The following is a 17,094-nucleotide window of genomic DNA, read 5'->3' as shown; positions in this document are numbered from 1 at the left end:
GCCGACGTGTCACGCGCACAGCTCAGGTTGGGCGGGGACCGACGACCCGTTGTCAGCCATTCCCGAGGGGCTCTGCGTCAGCCGGCATTGCGTCGAGCTCCCGCACGACGATGCGGCCGGCCACGACCGAGAGCGCCAGCCGACCCTGCTTGAGGGCCAGGGCCTTCTCGCCGAACAGCACCCGACGCCAGCCTTGGAGAGCCGGCACCTCGGCGGCATCGTCGTCCGCGAGGGATTCGAGGTCGTCTACGGTGGCGATGATCTTCGGAGCCACGCCCTCGGCCTCGCAGACGGCCTTCAGCAGCACCTTGAGGAGCTCCACGATCGCGCCGTTGCCGCCGCTCCGGCGGATCCGCTCCGGCATGCGGATCTCGCTGGTGTCGCGCGACAGACCGCGCTCGACGGCCGACAGGATCTCGGCGCCCGTGCGTGAGCGCTCGAACCCGGCCGGGATGGTGCGTAGCCGCGCCAGCGCCTCGGCGTTGCGCGGTGCGGCCGAGGCCACGTCGATCACCGCCTCGTCCTTGAGGACGCGCCCGCGGGGAACGTTGCGCGCCTGCGCCTCGCCCTCGCGCCAGGCCGCCACCTCCATCAGCACGGCGATCTCGCGCGGCTTGCGCATCCGGCCCGACAGCCTGCGCCAGGCCTGCGCGGGCTCGGCCCGATAGGTGTCCGGCGAGGTCAGCACCGCCATCTCCTCGTCGAGCCAAGCGCCGCGATCCGTGCGCAGCAACTCGGCCACGAGAACCTCGTAGACCTTCACGAGGTGGGTCACGTCTGACAGGGCGTAGGTAAGCTGGGCCTCCGAAAGCGGCCGCCGCGACCAGTCGGTGAAGCGCGAGGACTTGTCGATCTTGGCCTTGGCGACATCGTTGACGAGCTGCTCGTACGAGACCGAGTCGCCGTAGCCGCACACCATCGCGGCGACCTGGGTGTCGAAGAACGGGTGCGGCAGCACGCCGCCCATCAACCAGATGATCTCGAGATCCTGGCGCGCGGAGTGGAACACCTTCACGGTGCGCTCGTCGGCCATCAAGTCGATGAAGGGCTGCAGATCGATCCCCGGCGCGAGCGGATCGACCAGCACGGCGGTGCCGTCCGGAGCCGCCATCTGGATCAGGCAGAGCTTCGGATAATACGTCGTCTCGCGCATGAACTCCGTGTCCACGGTCACGAAGGGCTGCGCGGCCAGACGCGCGCAGGTTTCACGCAGCGTGTCAGTTGAGGTGATCAGGTCCATGTCCCGGCTATACGCAACCGCCGCCATCATGGGGAGGGACAGGCGCGAAGGTCCCCATATTTCCCCGCATTCCCTAGGCGGAAAATGCCCTGGCCGCGGCGGCGAGGCTCGCCCTGCGCCGTGCCCGGGCCTGGCCCCGGATCCGCACGGCATCGGCGCGGCGTTGCGCCTCCGCACGCGCCAGCAGCCGGTCAAGGATGCCGGTCTCGATGCGCTCGCCCGTCGCGCCGTCGATGAGCCGCCGGATCCGATCGACCCGGAAGCCGCGATAGCCGCCGCGGCGGGCATCGATGCCGCCGAGCAGCATCCGCCCGGGACCGAGCTTCAACTCGCGCGCATCGAGGGACCGATTGCTCCACGCGCCGGTGGCATCCTCGTAGACGAGGTCGAAATGGCCGTCGAGCGGCAGGGTCCGCCACGCGCTTGGAGCCGCTGCGATCGGCGGATCAGGGGCGGCCGCCGGATGGGAAAAAGCGTTGTGACTCATGGAGATCATATGGGGATCGGGCGGCCGATCCGGTAGTCCGGCCGGCTGGCCGAACGCGCGGCGCGCGGCCCGTTTCGCAGCCATCGTGCCGGTCCTGCGCTTGACTTGGGGGGCCTCGCGTGAATGGTGCCGGCCTTCCCTCGGAAGAAGCCCGTCATGCACCGTTACCGTTCCCACACCTGCGGGGCGCTCCGCCCGTCCGACGTCGGACAGAGTGTCCGCCTCTCCGGCTGGTGCCACCGCATCCGCGATCATGGCGGCGTGCTCTTCGTCGACCTGCGGGACCATTACGGACTCACGCAGTGCGTGGTCGATTCCGACTCCCCGGCCTTCAAGGCGGCAGAGACCGTGCGCTCGGAATGGGTCGTGCGGATCGACGGACGGGTCCGGACGCGCCCGTCCGGGACCGAGAACGCCGAGCTGTCGACCGGCGCGGTCGAGGTCTACATCGACGACCTGGAGGTGCTCGGTCCCGCGGGCGAGCTGCCGCTGCCGGTCTTCGGCGACCTGGAATATCCGGAGGAGACACGGCTGCGGTACCGCTTCCTCGACCTGCGCCGGGAGAAGCTCCACGCCAACATCATGAAGCGCGGCGCGATCATCGACTCGCTCCGCCGCCGGATGCGCGAGGGCGGCTTCTTCGAGTTCCAGACCCCGATCCTGACCGCGTCGAGCCCGGAGGGCGCGCGCGACTACCTCGTGCCGTCGCGAGTCCATCCCGGCAAGTTCTACGCGCTGCCGCAGGCGCCGCAGCAGTTCAAGCAGCTGACGATGATCGCGGGCTTCGACCGGTACTTTCAGATCGCGCCCTGCTTCCGCGACGAGGACGCCCGCGCCGACCGCTCGCCGGGCGAGTTCTACCAGCTCGATATCGAGATGAGCTTCGTCACCCAGGAGGACGTGTTCCAGGCGGTCGAGCCGGTCCTGCGCGGCGTGTTCGAAGAGTTCGCCGAGGGTAAGCGCGTCACCGGGGAATTTCCGCGGATCACCTACGCGGATTCGATGCTGAAATACGGCGTCGACAAGCCGGATTTGCGCAACCCGCTGATCATCGCGGACGTGACCGACTTGTTCGCCCGCGACGACGTCGCGTTCAAGGCGTTCAAGGGTGTGATCGCCGGCGGCGGCGTGGTCCGCGCGATCCCGGCGACCGGGGCGGCCGCGCAGTCGCGCTCGTTCTTCGACAGGCTGAACGACTGGGCCCGCTCCGAGGGCGCGCCCGGTCTCGGATATATCGTCTTCGAGGAGGAGAACGGTCAGCTCTCCGGCAAGGGGCCGATCGCCAAGTTCATCCCGGCCGAGGTCCAGGCTCTGATCGCCGAGCGGGCGAGCGCCAAATCCGGCGATGCAGTGTTCTTCTCCGCCGGCCCGGAGGGCAAGGCCGCCGGCCTCGCCGGCAAGGCGCGCATCCGCATCGGCGACGAACTGGGCTTGTGCGACAAGGACCAGTACGCCTTCTGCTGGATCACCGACTTCCCGATGTATGAGTGGAGCGAGGAGGAGAAGCGGATCGACTTCTCCCACAACCCGTTCTCCATGCCCAACATTGACCGCGACGAGTTCTTGAACCTCGATCTCGATGCGCTGGCATCCGAGGACGAGACCGGCGCCAACACGAAGAAGATCCTCAACATCAAGGCCTTCCAGTACGACATCGTCTGCAACGGCGTGGAGCTGTCCTCCGGGGCGATCCGGAACCATCGTCCGGACGTCATGGAGAAGGCGTTCGCCATCGCGGGCTACGGCCACGAGGTGCTGGAGCAGAAGTTCGGCGGCATGCTGAACGCACTCCGCATGGGCGCTCCGCCGCACGGCGGCATTGCGCCGGGCGTCGACCGCATCGTCATGCTCCTGTGCAACGAGCCAAACATCCGCGAGGTGGTGCTGTTCCCGATGAACCAGCGCGCCGAGGACCTGATGATGGGCGCGCCCTCCGAGGCGACGCCCAAGCAGCTGCGCGAGCTGCACATCCGGCTCAACCTGCCCGAGAAGAAGGCCTGACTCGCTGACGGGTTCGCCGCGCCGTGGCGAGCCTCGTCGCGATCGTGGTCGCGCATGACAGCGCGGACGTGCTGCCGTCCTGCCTCGCGGCGTTGGCCGGCCAGCACGTCCCGGCGATCGTGGTGGATAATGCCAGCCGGGACGCCTCCGCGTCGGTCGCGGAGGCCGCCGGAGCCCAGGTGATCCGCAACGCCCGCAACGAGGGCTATGGCCGCGCCAACAACAGGGGCGTCCGGGCCGCCGCGACGGCGGAGCGCGTCCTCATCGTGAATCCCGACATCGTCCTGCGTCCGGGTGCCGTCGACGCTTTGCTGGATGCCGCCCGCGCATGGCCGGAGGCCGGTCTCTATGCGCCCCGGCTTGTCGAGCCCGACGGGCGATTCTTTTTTCAGGCACGCTCCCTGCTGGCACCTTATCTGACCAATCCGGGCGGCCGCCCGGCCCTGCCGCAGGGCGATGCCTGTGCGCCGTTCCTCTCCGGCGCCTGCCTGATGATACCGCGCGCCCTATTCCTGGAGCTCGGCGGCTTCGACGAGAACATCTTCCTGTTCTACGAGGACGACGACCTGTGCCGACGCGTCGCCGATGCCGGCCGGGCGCTCGTCCACGTCCATGGCGCCGAGGCGCTGCATGGCCGTGGTCGCTCATCCGCGCCGGAGCCGGGGCGGGTGTTCCGCTCGCGCTGGCATCAGGCTTGGTCGCGGGCCTATGTCAGCCGGAAGTACGGCCTGCCCGATCCGAGCCCTGCCGGCCTCGCGCGTAACCTGCCGAAGGTGCTCCTCTCGGCCCTCGCCCTGCGACGGTCGGGACTGGAGCGCTACGGTGGCTCCGCGGCCGGCGCCCTCGCCTTCCTGCGTGGCCAGGACGCACTCGCGCGGGAGGGCCTGCGCTAGTGGCGGCCTCGACCATCGCGACCGTTCTGGAGGGGCCGCGCAACGGCTTCACCGGTCTGCGCCTCTTCCTCGCGCTCGCGGTCGTCGTATCGCATGCCTTCAGCGTGGCGACGGGCGCTGCCGGCGATGAGCCGCTGGCTCGGCTCACCGGCTACACCCTCGGCGAGCACGCGGTGAATGGCTTCTTCGCCGTCTCGGGCTTCCTGGTCACCATGAGCTGCGACCGGCGCGGGATCCGCGACTACGCGATCGCCCGGACCCTGCGGATCCTGCCGGGGCTGGTTGCGGCGACGCTGATGGTGTCGCTCGGGCTCGGGGCGGCGCTCACCCGGCTGCCCCTGGCCGAGTACCTGCGCGACCCCGGCCTCTGGTCGTTCATCCGCGCGACGCTGACGACCTTCAAGAGCAATGCCGCGCTCCCCGGTGTCTTCGAGGCCAACCCGTACAGGGCGCCCCTCGGCACGGTGTGGACGCTCAAATACGAGGTCCTGTGCTATCTCGGCGTCTTGGCCGCCGCCCTTTGCGGCCTGCTTCGGAGGCGGGGGGCCGCGCTCGTGATCGTCATCGGCCTCGCCATCGCCCTGGTTGCCGTCGGCGGGTGGCGCGGGGCCGAGCTGCCCAAGGGCACCGAGACCGCCCTGCGATTGCCGCTGATCTTCTCGGCCGGAGCCGCGCTGTACCTGTGGCGCGAGCGCCTTCGGATCTCGACGGCCGCCCTCGCCTGTCTGGTCTTCGGGACCTTCGTGCTCGCCCGGACGCCGGCCTATCCCGCGCTACTGTTCCTGGCGGAGGCCTACGGTGTCGTCTGGCTCGCCCTGGGACCCATGGCGCGCGGCCTTTTCGATCCCTCCGCCGACCTGTCCTACGGGATCTATCTCTATGGCTGGCCGATCCAGCAGAGCCTGCACGCCCTGTGGCCGGAGCCGTCGGGGCTCGCTCTTCTCGTGCCGGCCCTCGCCATGACGCTGCCGGTGGCCGCCCTGTCGTGGTTCGGGATCGAGCGGCCCGCCCTATCGCTGAAATCGCGGATCTTGGGGCGACGCACCCTCGGTACCATCGAGCCGGCTGGGCCATGAGCGGATCCGGGAGACCGATCCTGCCGCTGGCGGCGCTTGATTTGGCGGCGCGCCTGCTTGAGCAGGAAGGTTTTGTGGTGACCGCGCGCAATGAGCGCGGTGATAGTCTCTATCTCAGGCCCGTCAGTTGCTCATGGCACCTGCGCGTGTCGAATCACGCCCGTACCGCCAATCAGCGTTCCAGGCGCGCCGACATCCTGACGAGCCTCGTCATCGACGACCCGCGCTCACGGGAGCAGGTCGAACGTATGGTGTCGGACGCGGTCCGCAACTTCCGGGCATCACTCGCCCGGAAGGCCGATCAGGCCTCCGGCGTCGGATCGCGGAAGTAGGGCTCCACGGCACCCTTCAGCTTCACCGTCATCGGATTGCCGGCCCGGTCGAGGGTCTTGCCGGCCGAGAGCCGCACCCAGCCCTCGCTCACGCAATACTCCTCGACGTTGGTCTTCTCGACGCCCTTGAACCGCACGCCGACGCCGCGCTCCAACGCCTTCTCGTCGTAGAAGGGACTGTTCGGGTTGGCGGCGAGGCGGTCGGGAGGCGTGTCGGTCATAGTCCGGATCTCGGAGCGGCTTCGAGCTGGGCCTCGCCGGTACGGGAATCCGCGTTCCCGCGCAACGCCGCGAGCAGGGCTTCGACCTGCCCGCTCTGCAGCAGCGGCACCAGCCGTGTCACCGTCGCGTGCGGGAGATCCCACCACGCCGCCGCTGTCAGCGCCGCCACCGTGGCCTCGTCGAACCGGCGGCGCACCACCCGTGCGGGATTGCCCGCCACCACTGCGTAGGCCGGCACGTCGCGGCTTACCACGGCCCGGGCCGCCACCACGGCGCCGTGCCCAACCGTGACGCCCGACAGGACCATGCAGCCCGAGCCGAGCCAGACATCGTGCCCGATCACCACGTCGCCCCGGGACGCATGGTAATTCTCCGGGGCTCGAGCGTCCGGAAACAGCCCTCGCATCGCCGCGAACGGGTAGGTCGACGGCCAATCGAGCCGGTGGTCGCCGCCGAGCAGGATCTCGACCTTGTCGGCAATGGAACAATAGCGGCCGATCGTCAGCCGCCGTCCGCTCTCGGGAAAGCGGATTTTTGGACGCCCATACGAATAAGCGCCTATGGAGAAGCCGTAGGTCCTCGCCAGTTTGGCGAGGTGGATTCGGGTCTCGTTGTGCGGGTTGCGCCCCCTGCGTAGCCGGTGCAACAGACCGGTCACGACGGGAGCCCGTGCGCTGCGCGATCGCGTCGTCCTCGGGAAAGCAGGTGAGCGGGAGCGTGGGCGATGGCCGATAACATGTCCGAGGACCTCAAGGCCGGGGCGCTCATCTACCACCGCCTGCCTAAGCCCGGAAAGCTGGAGATCCAGGCCACCAAGCCTCTGGGCAACCAGCGCGACCTCGCACTGGCCTACTCGCCGGGCGTGGCGGCAGCCTGCATGGCCATCCACGACGATCCGCAAGAGGCTGCCAACCTCACGGTTCGCCAGAACCTCGTGGCGGTGCTCTCCAACGGTACGGCGGTCCTGGGCCTGGGCGATATCGGTCCCCTGGCCTCCAAGCCCGTGATGGAGGGCAAGGCAGTCCTGTTCAAGAAGTTCGCCGGCATCGACGTGTTCGACATCGAGGTCGACCAGAAGGACGTCTCGAAGCTCGTCGACGTTGTCTGCGCCTTGGAGCCGACCTTCGGCGGCATCAATTTGGAGGACATCAAGGCGCCCGAGTGCTTCGAGGTGGAGGAGCAGTGCCGGGCTCGGATGAACATTCCGGTCTTCCACGACGACCAGCACGGCACCGCGATCATCGTGGCGGCGGCCGTCCTCAACGGACTTGAGCTCGCCGGCAAGAACCTGTCCGACGTCCGGATCGTCACATCGGGCGCGGGAGCGGCGGCTCTGGCCTGCCTGAACCTTCTCGTGTCGCTCGGCGCGACCCGCGAGAACATCACGGTCACCGACATCAAGGGCGTGGTCTACAAGGGCCGCCCGGAACTGATGGACCGCTGGAAGGACATCTACGCCCAGGAGACCGACAAGCGGACGCTCGCCGAAGTGATCCCTGGCGCCGACGTGTTCATCGGCCTCTCGGCCGGCGGTGTGCTCAAGCCCGAATATCTGAAGGAGATGGCCGAGAAGCCTCTGATCATGGCGCTCGCCAACCCCTATCCGGAGATCATGCCGGACCTGGCCGAGCAGGAACGGCCGGACGCGATGATCTGCACCGGCCGGTCGGATTTTCCCAATCAGGTCAACAACGTCCTGTGCTTCCCCTACATCTTCCGCGGCGCGCTGGATGTGGGCGCCCACAAGATCAACGAGGAGATGAAGAAGGCCGCTGTGAAGGCGATCGCGGGCCTCGCGCACGAGACGACCTCGGACGTGGTCGCCCGTGCCTATGGCGGCGAGGCCCGGCCGTTCGGTCCGAAATCGCTGATTCCGAGCCCATTCGATCCACGCCTGATCCTGCGCATCGCGCCGGCGGTGGCCAAGGCGGCGATGGAGTCTGGCGTCGCCGGCCGGCCGCTCGCCGATTTCGACGCCTACGTCGAGAGCCTGGACCGGTTCGTCCACCGGTCCGGCCTGATCATGAAGCCGCTGTTTTCCAAGGCGAAGGAAGCGCCCAAGCGCGTCATCTACGCCGAGGGCGAGGACGAGCGCGTGCTCCGTGCCGTCCAGGCGATCGTCGAGGACAAGGTCGCGTTCCCGATCCTGGTCGGGCGGCCGCGGGTGGTGGAGACGCGGCTCAAGCGTTTCGGCCTGTCCTTAGAGCACGGGCGCGATTTCGAGCTGATCGATCCGGAGGACGATCCCCGCTACCGCGCCTACGTGCAGACCTATCTCGAGGTGGCCGGCCGACGCGGCATCACGCCGGATGCCGCCCGTACGCTGGTGCGCACCAACAACACCGTGATCGGCGCGATCGCGGTCCGCCGCGGTGAGGCCGATGCCCTGATCTGCGGCCTGGAGGGACGGTTCGAGACTCGGCTGCGGATCATCCGCGACGTGATCGGGCTGGCGCCCGGGGTCGAGCAGTGCGCCGCCATGAGCCTCGTGGTGACGCACGAGGGCGCTTACTTCCTGGCCGATACCCACGTCCGACCCAATCCGTCCGCCGAGGAGATCGCCGACGTGGCTCAGGCCTGCGCCAGCCACGTGAGCCGGTTCGGACTCACGCCGAAGATCGCGCTGCTCAGCCATTCGGACTTCGGCCAGTCGGATTCGGCCTCGGCCATGAAGATGCGGGACGCTCTCGCGCTCCTGCAGAAGCGCGACCCGAATCTGATGGTCGACGGCGAGATGCAGGCGGATTCGGCCCTCAACGAGATGGTCCGCGATCGCGTGCTTCCGGGCTCGCGGCTCAAGGGCGCCGCCAACGTTCTGATCTTCCCGAATCTCGACGCCGCCAACATCGCCTTCCAGTTCGCCAAGGTGCTGGCGGATGCCCTGCCGGTCGGCCCCCTGCTGATCGGGCCGGCCAAGCCGGCGCATATCCTCACGCCTTCGGTCACCGCCCGCGGCATCGTCAATGTGACCGCCGCGGCGGTGGTTGAGGCCCAAGCGGATCCGTCGGCTCCGGCCAAGAGCGAGGAGGGCGGCGTCGGCATGATCTCGGAGTGAGCATGCCGCGTGACGGCCGCAGGCGTGGCCGTCGACTTGCTTCCCCGTCCCCTTGGCCAAACCTCGGGAGATGAGCCATGTGCGCCGGCGACGATCCGACTTGCCACGCCTTCGAGGAGCACCGGCGCCGGTTCCGGAAGGATCTTGAACCGGAACGGCGGGCCTTCCTGAAGAGCAGCTTCGCGGCGACCAGCGCGGCCGCGGCCTTCGCGGCCGGCGGCCCGTCGCTGGTGAGCCCGGCGCTCGCCCAGGCGAGCGGCGCGAAGATCGCCGCGACCGCGCATTATCACCTGTCGGCCAACGCGGAGACCGTGCACTGGGGCTTCTTCAGCCGGAGCCTCAAGCCGCAGGTCGAGATCGCATCCGGCGACTTCGTCACCATCGAGACGCTCACCCATCAGGCGAGCGACGATGCCGAGCGGATGATCCAGGGCGATCCGGGCGCCGAGAGCGTCTATCTCTGGACGAAGGACAAGATGGGCGTCTCGCCCCGCGGCGCCGGCGCCCTGGACGCCAAGATCGGCCCCGGCGGTGGCCTCGGCGTGCATATCTGCACCGGCCCGGTGGCGATCCGGGGCGCCGAGCCCGGGGACGTGCTGGAGGTACGCATCCTCGACGTTGCGCCGCGACCCTGCGCCAACCCTAAGTACAAGGGACTCGCCTTCGGCAGCAACGCGGCGGCGTGGTGGGGCTACCATTACAACGATCTTATCACCGGCGATAAGCCCCGGGAGGTCGTCACGATCTATGAGGTGGACGCCACCGGAGAGCGCGACTGGGCGCGGGCGGTCTATAGCTTCCGCTGGCCGGGGGTGACCGATCCGTTCGGCGTCTCCCACCCGACCATCGACTATCCCGGCCTGCCGGTGGACCATGCCAAGACGCAGAAGACCTTCGAGGTCTTGAAGGGGATCCGCGTCCCGATCCGCCCGCATTTCGGCACCATGGGCGTCGCGCCCGCGGAGGCCGACCGGGTGAACACGATCCCGCCGAGCTACACCGGCGGCAACATCGACAACTGGCGGATCGGCAAGGGCGCGACACTCTACTATCCCGTAGCGGTGCCCGGCGCTCTGTTCTCCGTGGGCGATCCCCATGCCAGCCAGGGTGATTCCGAATTGTGCGGCACCGCGATCGAGTGTTCGCTGACCGGCACCTTCCAGTTCATCCTCCACAAGAAGACCGACCTGCCCGGGACGCCGCTCGAAGCCCTCGACTTCCCGATGATCGAGACCCGGGACGACTGGGTGCTGTCGGGATTCAGCTATCCGAATTACCTGCGCGACCTAGGTCCGGAGGCGCAATCCGTTATCTTTCAGAAATCCTCGATCGATCTCGCGATGCGCGACGCCTTCCGCAAGATGCGGCAATTCCTGATGCACGCGAAGGGACTGACCGAGGACGAGGCGATCTCGCTCATGTCGGTGGCGGTCGATTTCGGGATCACGCAGGTGGTCGACGGCAACTGGGGCGTCCACGCCGTGGTCAAGAAAGCGATCTTCTCCGATCGCGTCGCCTGAGCGTCGGCGGCTGGACGCTTCATCGGGCGGCCTCGCTGGCCTCGTTGTGCGGGTGCTGAACCTCTGCCCGTACGCCTCGCTCCAGGCAGCCCGCGCTCTCCCGTGAAGATCCGCGGAGGACGTCGGGATGCTGTCGGCGATAGCGGCCCGCGGCGCCCTCAGCCGACCTCGATCCGCCCGTCGAGGCCGACCACGCGCCCGAGCCCGCGGACACGGTTCAGTAGGCGGTCGCCGCTCAGCGCTTCCCACTCGCGGGACAGGCGCAGGGTTACCCGCCCGTCCTCGACGGTCAGCGGTGCATGGCCGAGGGCGCCGCCCATCCCGGCCGAGATCGGGAAGGCGACGCGCAAGAGGGCGCCGAGGAGGCGTGCCCGCTCGAACAGGCGCGGGCCCGCGACTCCGCGCAGGACCGGGTTGGCCTTTTCGGGGGCGAGGCCGGTGTGCCGGAGCGCGACCGCCAAGGCGAGATAGGCCCGTCCCGGGTGATCGACTCCGACGAACGCCGCATTCTGGATGACCCCGATGCTCTGCGCGTCGCGGTAATCCGGATGGGCGCGCCAGCCGACATCGGAGAGCAGGCAGCCGGCGTGGCGCAGGCGGCGCTCGTCGGCGGTCTCGTGTCCGTCGAGCGTCTCAACGAACCGGTCGGTCCAGGCGATCAGCTCCTCGCCGTGGCGGGGGGCGCGGGCGCGCAGGGCGTTGAACTCCGCTGCCGACGCGAGCAACGGATCGATCTGCCGCACCTCCCGGTCCAGCTGCTCGAACAGCAGACCCTCGCGCACGCCCGAAGCCGAGATTGCCACCTCCCGCGGCCGCCCGACCCGGATGATCTCCTCCAAGACCGCGGCACCGTAGGCCAGCAGGGGGCGGCGAGCTTCCGAGATGGCGTCGACATCCTGGAGCAGGGACACGTCGGTCTGCTCGACGATCTGCAGGAAGGTCAGCTCGTCGCTCGGCTCCACGGTGTAGCCGTGCATCACGTGGACGGGGTAGCCGCGGGCGGCCTGATGCAGCCGGGCGAGCGCGCGCCACGTGCCCCCAACCGCGTAGAAGGTCCGGCCGCGCAGGGTTTCCAGCTGCGGAGCCGCCTTGCGCATGTGCTCGCGGACGATCTTGGCGGCCTTCTTCACCGAGCCGCCGGAGAGATCCTGCAGGGCAAGGCCGCCGAGCGGCATGGTTACGCCCTGGCCGACGACGCTGCCGCGCACGTCCACCATTTCCAGAGACCCGCCGCCAAGATCGCCCACGACACCGTCTGGCGCGTGGAAGCCGGAGATGACGCCCAGCGCCGAGAGCTCGGCCTCGCGGCGGCCGGAGAGGAGCTGGATCTCGTGGCCGCAGGCCGCCTCGGCGGCGCGCAGGAAGTCCGGACCGTTCTCGGCATCCCGCGCCGCCGCGGTCGCCAGGACGAAGACCTGCCCCACGCGCATGGTCTCACACAGCACCCGGAAGCGCGCGAGGGCGGCAAGCGCCCGGGCGACCGCGTCATCATTGAGCCGACCGGTGGTGAGGACGTGGCGCCCGAGACCGCAGAGCACCTTCTCGTTGTAGAGCGGCGTCGGCGCCCGGGTCAGCCCATCATAGGCGACGAGCCGGACCGAGTTCGAACCGATATCGATGATCGCGACAGGTTCGCGCGCATCGTCGGCACGCGGCTCGACGGCGTGCGCGAGGGAGAGGTTGGCGCGAAGGCTGCCCAAACGTCCGAGTCCTTGTTGAGCCCGACGCGCGGCTTCCGCGCGTCGGGCGAAATCCTTACCCCAGTGCCACCGCGCCGCCAAAGTCAGGCACGCTGCGCGCGCCGGCTCAGGGCCCGCGGGCTCGACTTTTTCGAGGCCTTGCCGCGGCCCGAGAGGCTCGGGTTCGTCATGAAGTACTTGTGCGCGTTGAAGGGTTCCTCACCGTCCGCGGGCTGGATCCGCTCGCATCCGCCCGAAGCCAGAAGACGCCAGCTCTGGCGGTTGTCGAGCAGGTTGGCCAGCATGATCTGGTCAAGCACCTGCTGATGCACTGTCGGGTTGGTGATCGGCAGCAGCGCCTCAACCCGGCGGTCGAGGTTGCGGCTCATCAGGTCGGCGGACGAGATGTAGACCGTGGCCTTGGGATGCGGCAGCCCGACTCCGTTGCCGAAGGCATAGATCCGGCCGTGCTCGAGGAAGCGCCCGACGATCGACTTCACCCGGATGGTCTCCGACAGGCCCGGGATGCCTGGTCGCAGGCAGCAGATGCCGCGTACCACGCAGTCGATCTGCACCCCAGCCTCCGAGGCGTCGTAGAGCGCGTCGATGATCTGGCCGTCGACCAGCGAGTTGCACTTGATCCAGATCGCCGCCGGGCGTCCGGCCCTGGCGTGGGCAATCTCGGCCTCGATGTGCTCCAGCAACCGGTTCTTCAGCGTGAGCGGCGAGACCGCCATGCGCTCCAGTTCGGCGGGCTCAGCGTAGCCGGTGATGAAGTTGAAAATCCGCGAGACGTCGCGAGCAATCGCCGGGTCGGCTGTGAAGAACGACAGGTCCGTGTAGATGCGCGCCGTGATCGGGTGGTAGTTGCCGGTGCCGACGTGGCAGTAGGTGACCAGCTTGTCGCCCTCGCGCCGGACCACCAGTGACAGCTTGGCGTGCGTCTTCAACTCGACGAAGCCGAACACCACCTGCGCGCCGGCTTTCTCCAGGTTGCGCGCCCAGCGAATATTCGCCTCCTCGTCGAAGCGGGCCTTCAGCTCGACCAGGGCGGTGACGGACTTCCCGAGTTCCGCGGCCTCGGCGAGAGCAGCCACAATGGGGGAGTTGGACGAGGTCCGGTAGAGCGTCTGCTTGATCGCCACCACGTTCGGGTCGCGGGCGGCCTGGGCCAGGAACTGCACCACCGAGTCGAAGGATTCGTAAGGGTGGTGGACGATGAAGTCCTTCTGGCGGATCGCCGCGAACACGTCGCCGCCGCTCTCGCGGACGCGTTCGGGAAAGCGCGGATTGTAGGGCTTGAACTTCAGGTCCGGCCGGTCAATCCCGACCACTTGGGACAGCTCATTGAGCGCGAGCATGCCCTCCACCAGGAAGATCGCGTCCGGCGAGATCTCAAGCTCGTCGGCCACGAAGCTCCGCAGATCCTCGGACATGCCGGCCTCGACCTCGAGGCGGATCACGACGCCGCGCCGACGCTGCTTGAGGGCGGTCTCGAAGTGGAGGACCAGATCCTCTGCCTCCTCCTCGATCTCGAGGTCCGAATCGCGCACCACGCGGAATGCGCCGCTGCCCTTGACGAGGTAGCCCGGGAAGAGTCGCCCGGTGAACATCCCGATCACCTGCTCGATCGGGATCAGCCGCGCCGACGTCTCGCTGTCGGTGACCGGCAGGCGCACGAATCGATCGATCACGCCCGGCAGGCGGATGAGGGCGCGCAGCACCCGGCCGTCCTTCGGCCGCACCAGCATCAGTGCGATGGTGGTGCCGAGATTCGGGATGAATGGGAACGGGTGCGCCGGATCGATCGCCAGCGGCGTCAGCACCGGGAAGACATGGTTGAGGAAATACTCCTCAAGCCACGCCGACTGCTCGGCCGAGAGGGAGGCGGGCTCGACGATGTCGATATCGGCGGCATGCAACTCCTCGCGCAGCTGGCGCCAGCGGGCCTGCTGGTCGGCGGCGAGGCGGGACACTTCCGCACCGATGCGCAAGAGCTGTTCCGAGGGCGACAGGCCGTCCTGAGACGGCACCGTCAGGCCCGCGCGGACCTGATCGATCAGGCCGGCGACGCGGACCATGAAGAACTCGTCGAGATTGTTCGCTGAGATCGACAGGAACCGGAGCCGTTCCAGGAGCGGATGATTGGGATTGGAGGCTTCTTCCAGCACACGTCGGTTGAACTGGAGCCAGGACAGCTCGCGGTTCACGAACCGCTCGGGCGAATGCCGCAGGGAGCGCCCGGCTTCGAGCACGGGCTCCCGCGAAGCGCCCGCCGTTTGTTCGGCCGGAGGCGCGGCGGCCGGCCACTCGTCGGTAGAATCGGTGGCGGTGCCGACAGCGCTCTCAGGGGCGGCGGCCGGAGTGGTCACACCGGCGGCCAGCTCAACCGGTGAACGCCGCGTGGTGGGCGTGCGCCGCGTCGTCGAAGGGGTCGCTGAGCGCCGACGGGGCTCCGCTGCCTCGTCGGCGGCGTCGCGATCCATGGGCTTCTGCGTCGATTCCATCCCCGAGTCCTGTCTCTAGCGCGTGGCTCCTCACGGTGGCGGAGCCTGTATCACCCTGGACCGGCGGCCATCACGACAGTTCCGTGACGGCCGCCGGATTCTCCACTCAGTCACTCGGCTCCGGCTCGTCATCAAAGCCCATACGCCGCAGCACCGCCAGGGCGAGCGGACGGCTGATGCGGCGCCCACGACCGAGCGCGTCGCGATCCAGTTCGGCGACGACGTCCCGGGCGCGGCCGAGCGAGCGATCGATCCGCAAGGCCAGCGACTCGATGACCCCGAGATCGACGACCAGTTGCCGGTCCACGAACAGTTTCACCAGCACGGCGCGGAGCAGGGCATCATCCGGAGCCTCGATGGCGATCCCCGGCGCCAGGCGGAGACGCGAGCGCAGGTCCGGCGTCACGAGGCCGAGGGCATCGATCCCGGTCGCGCTGGTGAGCAGCACCGGGCAGGCCCGCTCGCGCGCCCGATTGAGCAGATGGAACAACGCCGCCTCGTCCCGCTGTTCCGCCCGGTCGATGTCCTCGATGACCAGCGCGCCGTTCGAGACGAGGTGCTGGACCGCGTCGGCTCCGATCTCGGCGGCCGGGATGGTCCAGGCATGTGCGCGCTCCGCCCAGATCGCCGCGAGGTGGCTCTTGCCGCTGCCGGACGGGCCGGTCAGCACGAGAACGCTGTCGGGCCAGTCCGGCCACGCTTCGATCAGCGCGTAGGCGGCCTCGTTGGCCGGACCGACGAGGAAGTCCTCGCGCCCGTAGCGGGGATCGAGCGGCAGGTCGAAGGCCAGCTGCCGCGGTGGAGCGTTCTCGCGCATGCGTCGTCCGGGTTGCCTCGTGCAGGATCATCCCGCGCCCGCGGAGGTCAAGGCCGCTGCCTCCTTGCCGTCGTGCTCGATGAGGATCGGCTGCCCGGCGTGGTAGAGGCGGCTCTCGAGATAGCGCGCGAGGGCGAAACGCACGAGCACGCCCATCGAGGCCGCGATCGGGACGGCCAGCAGCAGCCCGACGAAGCCGAAGAGCGTGCCGAATGCCAGCAGCGCGAACATCAGCCAGACCGGGTGGAGTCCCGTCGACTCGCCGACGAGCTTCGGCGAGATGACGTTGCCTTCCAGAAACTGGCCGACGAGGAACACGCCCACCGTCAGGCCCAGGTGCAGCCAGTCGGACGAGGGCCAGAACTGGACCAGCGCCACGCCCACCGAGAGCAGGAAGCCCGTAAGCGTGCCGACATAGGGGATGAAGGTCAGGAAGCCCGCGATCAGCCCGATCAGCACGCCGAAGTTGAGGCCCACGAGCCAGAGGCCGACCGCGTAGAAGCTACCCAGGATGAGGCAGACCAGCGTCTGCCCGCGGACGTAGCCGGTGACGGCCCCGTCGATCTGCCGGGCGAGATCCCGCACCGTCGCCCGGTGGCGCGGCGGCACCCAACCGTCGATGGCCGCGACCATCCGGTCCCAGTCGACGAGGATGTAGAACGCGACCACCGGCGTGACCACCAGCAGCGACGCGATCGAGATCAGCGCCTGGCTGCCCGACCAGAGCGACTTCAGGAAGGCCAGGAGCCACGTCCCTGCCTGCGTGGCCAGGGTGCCGACGGAGGATTGCAGCTCGTTCAGCACATCCGCGCCGCCGACCCGCTCCAGCAGGGTCCCGGAGCGCTCGGCGATGATCGCCTGGAGCCGCGACACCATCCCGGGCAGCGCGTTGACCAGCGCCACGACCTGATTGGCCGCCAGGGGGATCAGGATCAGCAGCGTCACGATCAGCGCGATCACGAACAGGGCCAGGATCATGAGGCTCGCGGCCAACCGCCCGAGGCCGAGCCGCTCCAGCCGGTCGGCCAGGGGATCGAGGAGATAGGCCAGCGTGATGCCCGCCACGAAGGGCAGCATCACCTCGCGCAGGAGGTAGACGACGAGTCCGAGAGCGACCACGCTGGCCAGCCCGATCACAGCCCGTGCGCGCACGACGACGCTCCCCCCGGCGGACATCCGCCAGCGCGCAGAGTGGGTATGCGGCGCGCGCCGATCAAGCCGCCGGTCCGCCGACTCGCGCGCCGCGCGGTAAGCCGCTAGAGCGG

The 17,094-nt window shown here is 68.7% G+C and carries 14 protein-coding genes; 6 read left to right on the top strand and 8 right to left on the bottom strand.

Annotated elements, in window-relative coordinates; genetic code table 11:
• Positions 1-52: 52 nt before the first annotated feature.
• Positions 53-1,240, bottom strand: a complete 1,188-nt coding sequence (rnd, locus tag ACLBX9_RS22545; RefSeq protein ID WP_039892171.1) for a ribonuclease D — start codon at positions 1,238-1,240, stop codon at positions 53-55.
• A 73-nt stretch (positions 1,241-1,313) separates the two neighbouring features.
• A complete protein-coding gene (locus ACLBX9_RS22540; protein ID WP_447720635.1) occupies positions 1,314-1,736 on the bottom strand; it encodes a hypothetical protein in 423 nt (140 codons plus the stop codon).
• Between the two features lie 147 nt (positions 1,737-1,883).
• Between ACLBX9_RS22540 and aspS the strand changes: the two genes are divergently transcribed.
• The 4 genes from aspS to ACLBX9_RS22520 are packed head-to-tail and all read left to right on the top strand — an operon-like array spanning position 1,884 to position 6,029.
• Positions 1,884-3,728: an aspartate--tRNA ligase gene (gene aspS, locus ACLBX9_RS22535; RefSeq protein WP_447720492.1), complete on the top strand. Its 1,845-nt coding sequence runs from the start codon at positions 1,884-1,886 to the stop codon at positions 3,726-3,728.
• A 23-nt stretch (positions 3,729-3,751) separates the two neighbouring features.
• Positions 3,752-4,621 carry a glycosyltransferase family 2 protein gene (locus ACLBX9_RS22530; protein WP_447720491.1) on the top strand — a complete coding sequence of 290 codons (870 nt, stop codon included), beginning with the start codon at positions 3,752-3,754 and terminating at the stop codon, positions 4,619-4,621.
• Complete coding sequence (locus tag ACLBX9_RS22525; RefSeq protein ID WP_447720490.1) at positions 4,621-5,697, top strand: acyltransferase family protein; 1,077 nt, start codon at positions 4,621-4,623, stop codon at positions 5,695-5,697. Before ACLBX9_RS22530 ends, ACLBX9_RS22525 begins: the two co-directional genes overlap by 1 nt.
• Positions 5,694-6,029: a hypothetical protein gene (locus tag ACLBX9_RS22520; RefSeq protein ID WP_447720489.1), complete on the top strand. Its 336-nt coding sequence runs from the start codon at positions 5,694-5,696 to the stop codon at positions 6,027-6,029. Before ACLBX9_RS22525 ends, ACLBX9_RS22520 begins: the two co-directional genes overlap by 4 nt.
• Here the strand turns inward: ACLBX9_RS22520 and ACLBX9_RS22515 are convergent.
• Together ACLBX9_RS22515 and ACLBX9_RS22510 are read right to left on the bottom strand one after the other, a co-directional pair.
• Positions 5,999-6,250, bottom strand: a complete 252-nt coding sequence (locus ACLBX9_RS22515) for a DUF3297 family protein (protein ID WP_010682037.1) — start codon at positions 6,248-6,250, stop codon at positions 5,999-6,001. The genes ACLBX9_RS22520 and ACLBX9_RS22515 overlap by 31 nt on opposite strands.
• Positions 6,247-6,897: a CatB-related O-acetyltransferase gene (locus ACLBX9_RS22510; protein WP_447720634.1), complete on the bottom strand. Its 651-nt coding sequence runs from the start codon at positions 6,895-6,897 to the stop codon at positions 6,247-6,249. The genes ACLBX9_RS22515 and ACLBX9_RS22510 overlap by 4 nt, the downstream gene beginning before the upstream one ends.
• Positions 6,898-6,975: 78 nt before the next feature.
• Here ACLBX9_RS22510 and ACLBX9_RS22505 point away from each other — a divergent pair, with 78 nt between their 5' ends.
• Positions 6,976-9,306, top strand: a complete 2,331-nt coding sequence (locus tag ACLBX9_RS22505; RefSeq protein WP_010682039.1) for an NADP-dependent malic enzyme — start codon at positions 6,976-6,978, stop codon at positions 9,304-9,306.
• Positions 9,307-9,383: 77 nt separating this feature from the next.
• A complete protein-coding gene (locus ACLBX9_RS22500) occupies positions 9,384-10,826 on the top strand; it encodes an acetamidase/formamidase family protein (RefSeq protein ID WP_447720488.1) in 1,443 nt (480 codons plus the stop codon).
• Positions 10,827-10,984: 158 nt separating this feature from the next.
• On the opposite strand, the gene ppx is transcribed toward ACLBX9_RS22500, so the two are convergent.
• The 4 genes from ppx to ACLBX9_RS22480 all read right to left on the bottom strand — a co-directional run bounded on the left by ppx (position 10,985) and on the right by ACLBX9_RS22480 (position 16,981).
• The gene (gene ppx / locus ACLBX9_RS22495) at positions 10,985-12,526 is read right to left on the bottom strand and encodes an exopolyphosphatase (RefSeq protein WP_010682041.1); all 1,542 of its coding nucleotides are present in this window, start codon (positions 12,524-12,526) and stop codon (positions 10,985-10,987) included.
• A gap of 83 nt (positions 12,527-12,609) precedes the next feature.
• Positions 12,610-15,012: an RNA degradosome polyphosphate kinase gene (locus ACLBX9_RS22490; RefSeq protein WP_447720487.1), complete on the bottom strand. Its 2,403-nt coding sequence runs from the start codon at positions 15,010-15,012 to the stop codon at positions 12,610-12,612.
• A gap of 106 nt (positions 15,013-15,118) precedes the next feature.
• Positions 15,119-15,829 carry a hypothetical protein gene (locus ACLBX9_RS22485; protein ID WP_447720486.1) on the bottom strand — a complete coding sequence of 237 codons (711 nt, stop codon included), beginning with the start codon at positions 15,827-15,829 and terminating at the stop codon, positions 15,119-15,121.
• A gap of 27 nt (positions 15,830-15,856) precedes the next feature.
• Positions 15,857-16,981: an AI-2E family transporter gene (locus tag ACLBX9_RS22480; RefSeq protein ID WP_447720485.1), complete on the bottom strand. Its 1,125-nt coding sequence runs from the start codon at positions 16,979-16,981 to the stop codon at positions 15,857-15,859.
• Positions 16,982-17,094 lie beyond the last annotated feature (113 nt).

The organism is Methylobacterium sp. A49B (assembly GCF_053346215.1).
This window is presented reverse-complemented; position numbering and strand designations above follow the sequence as displayed.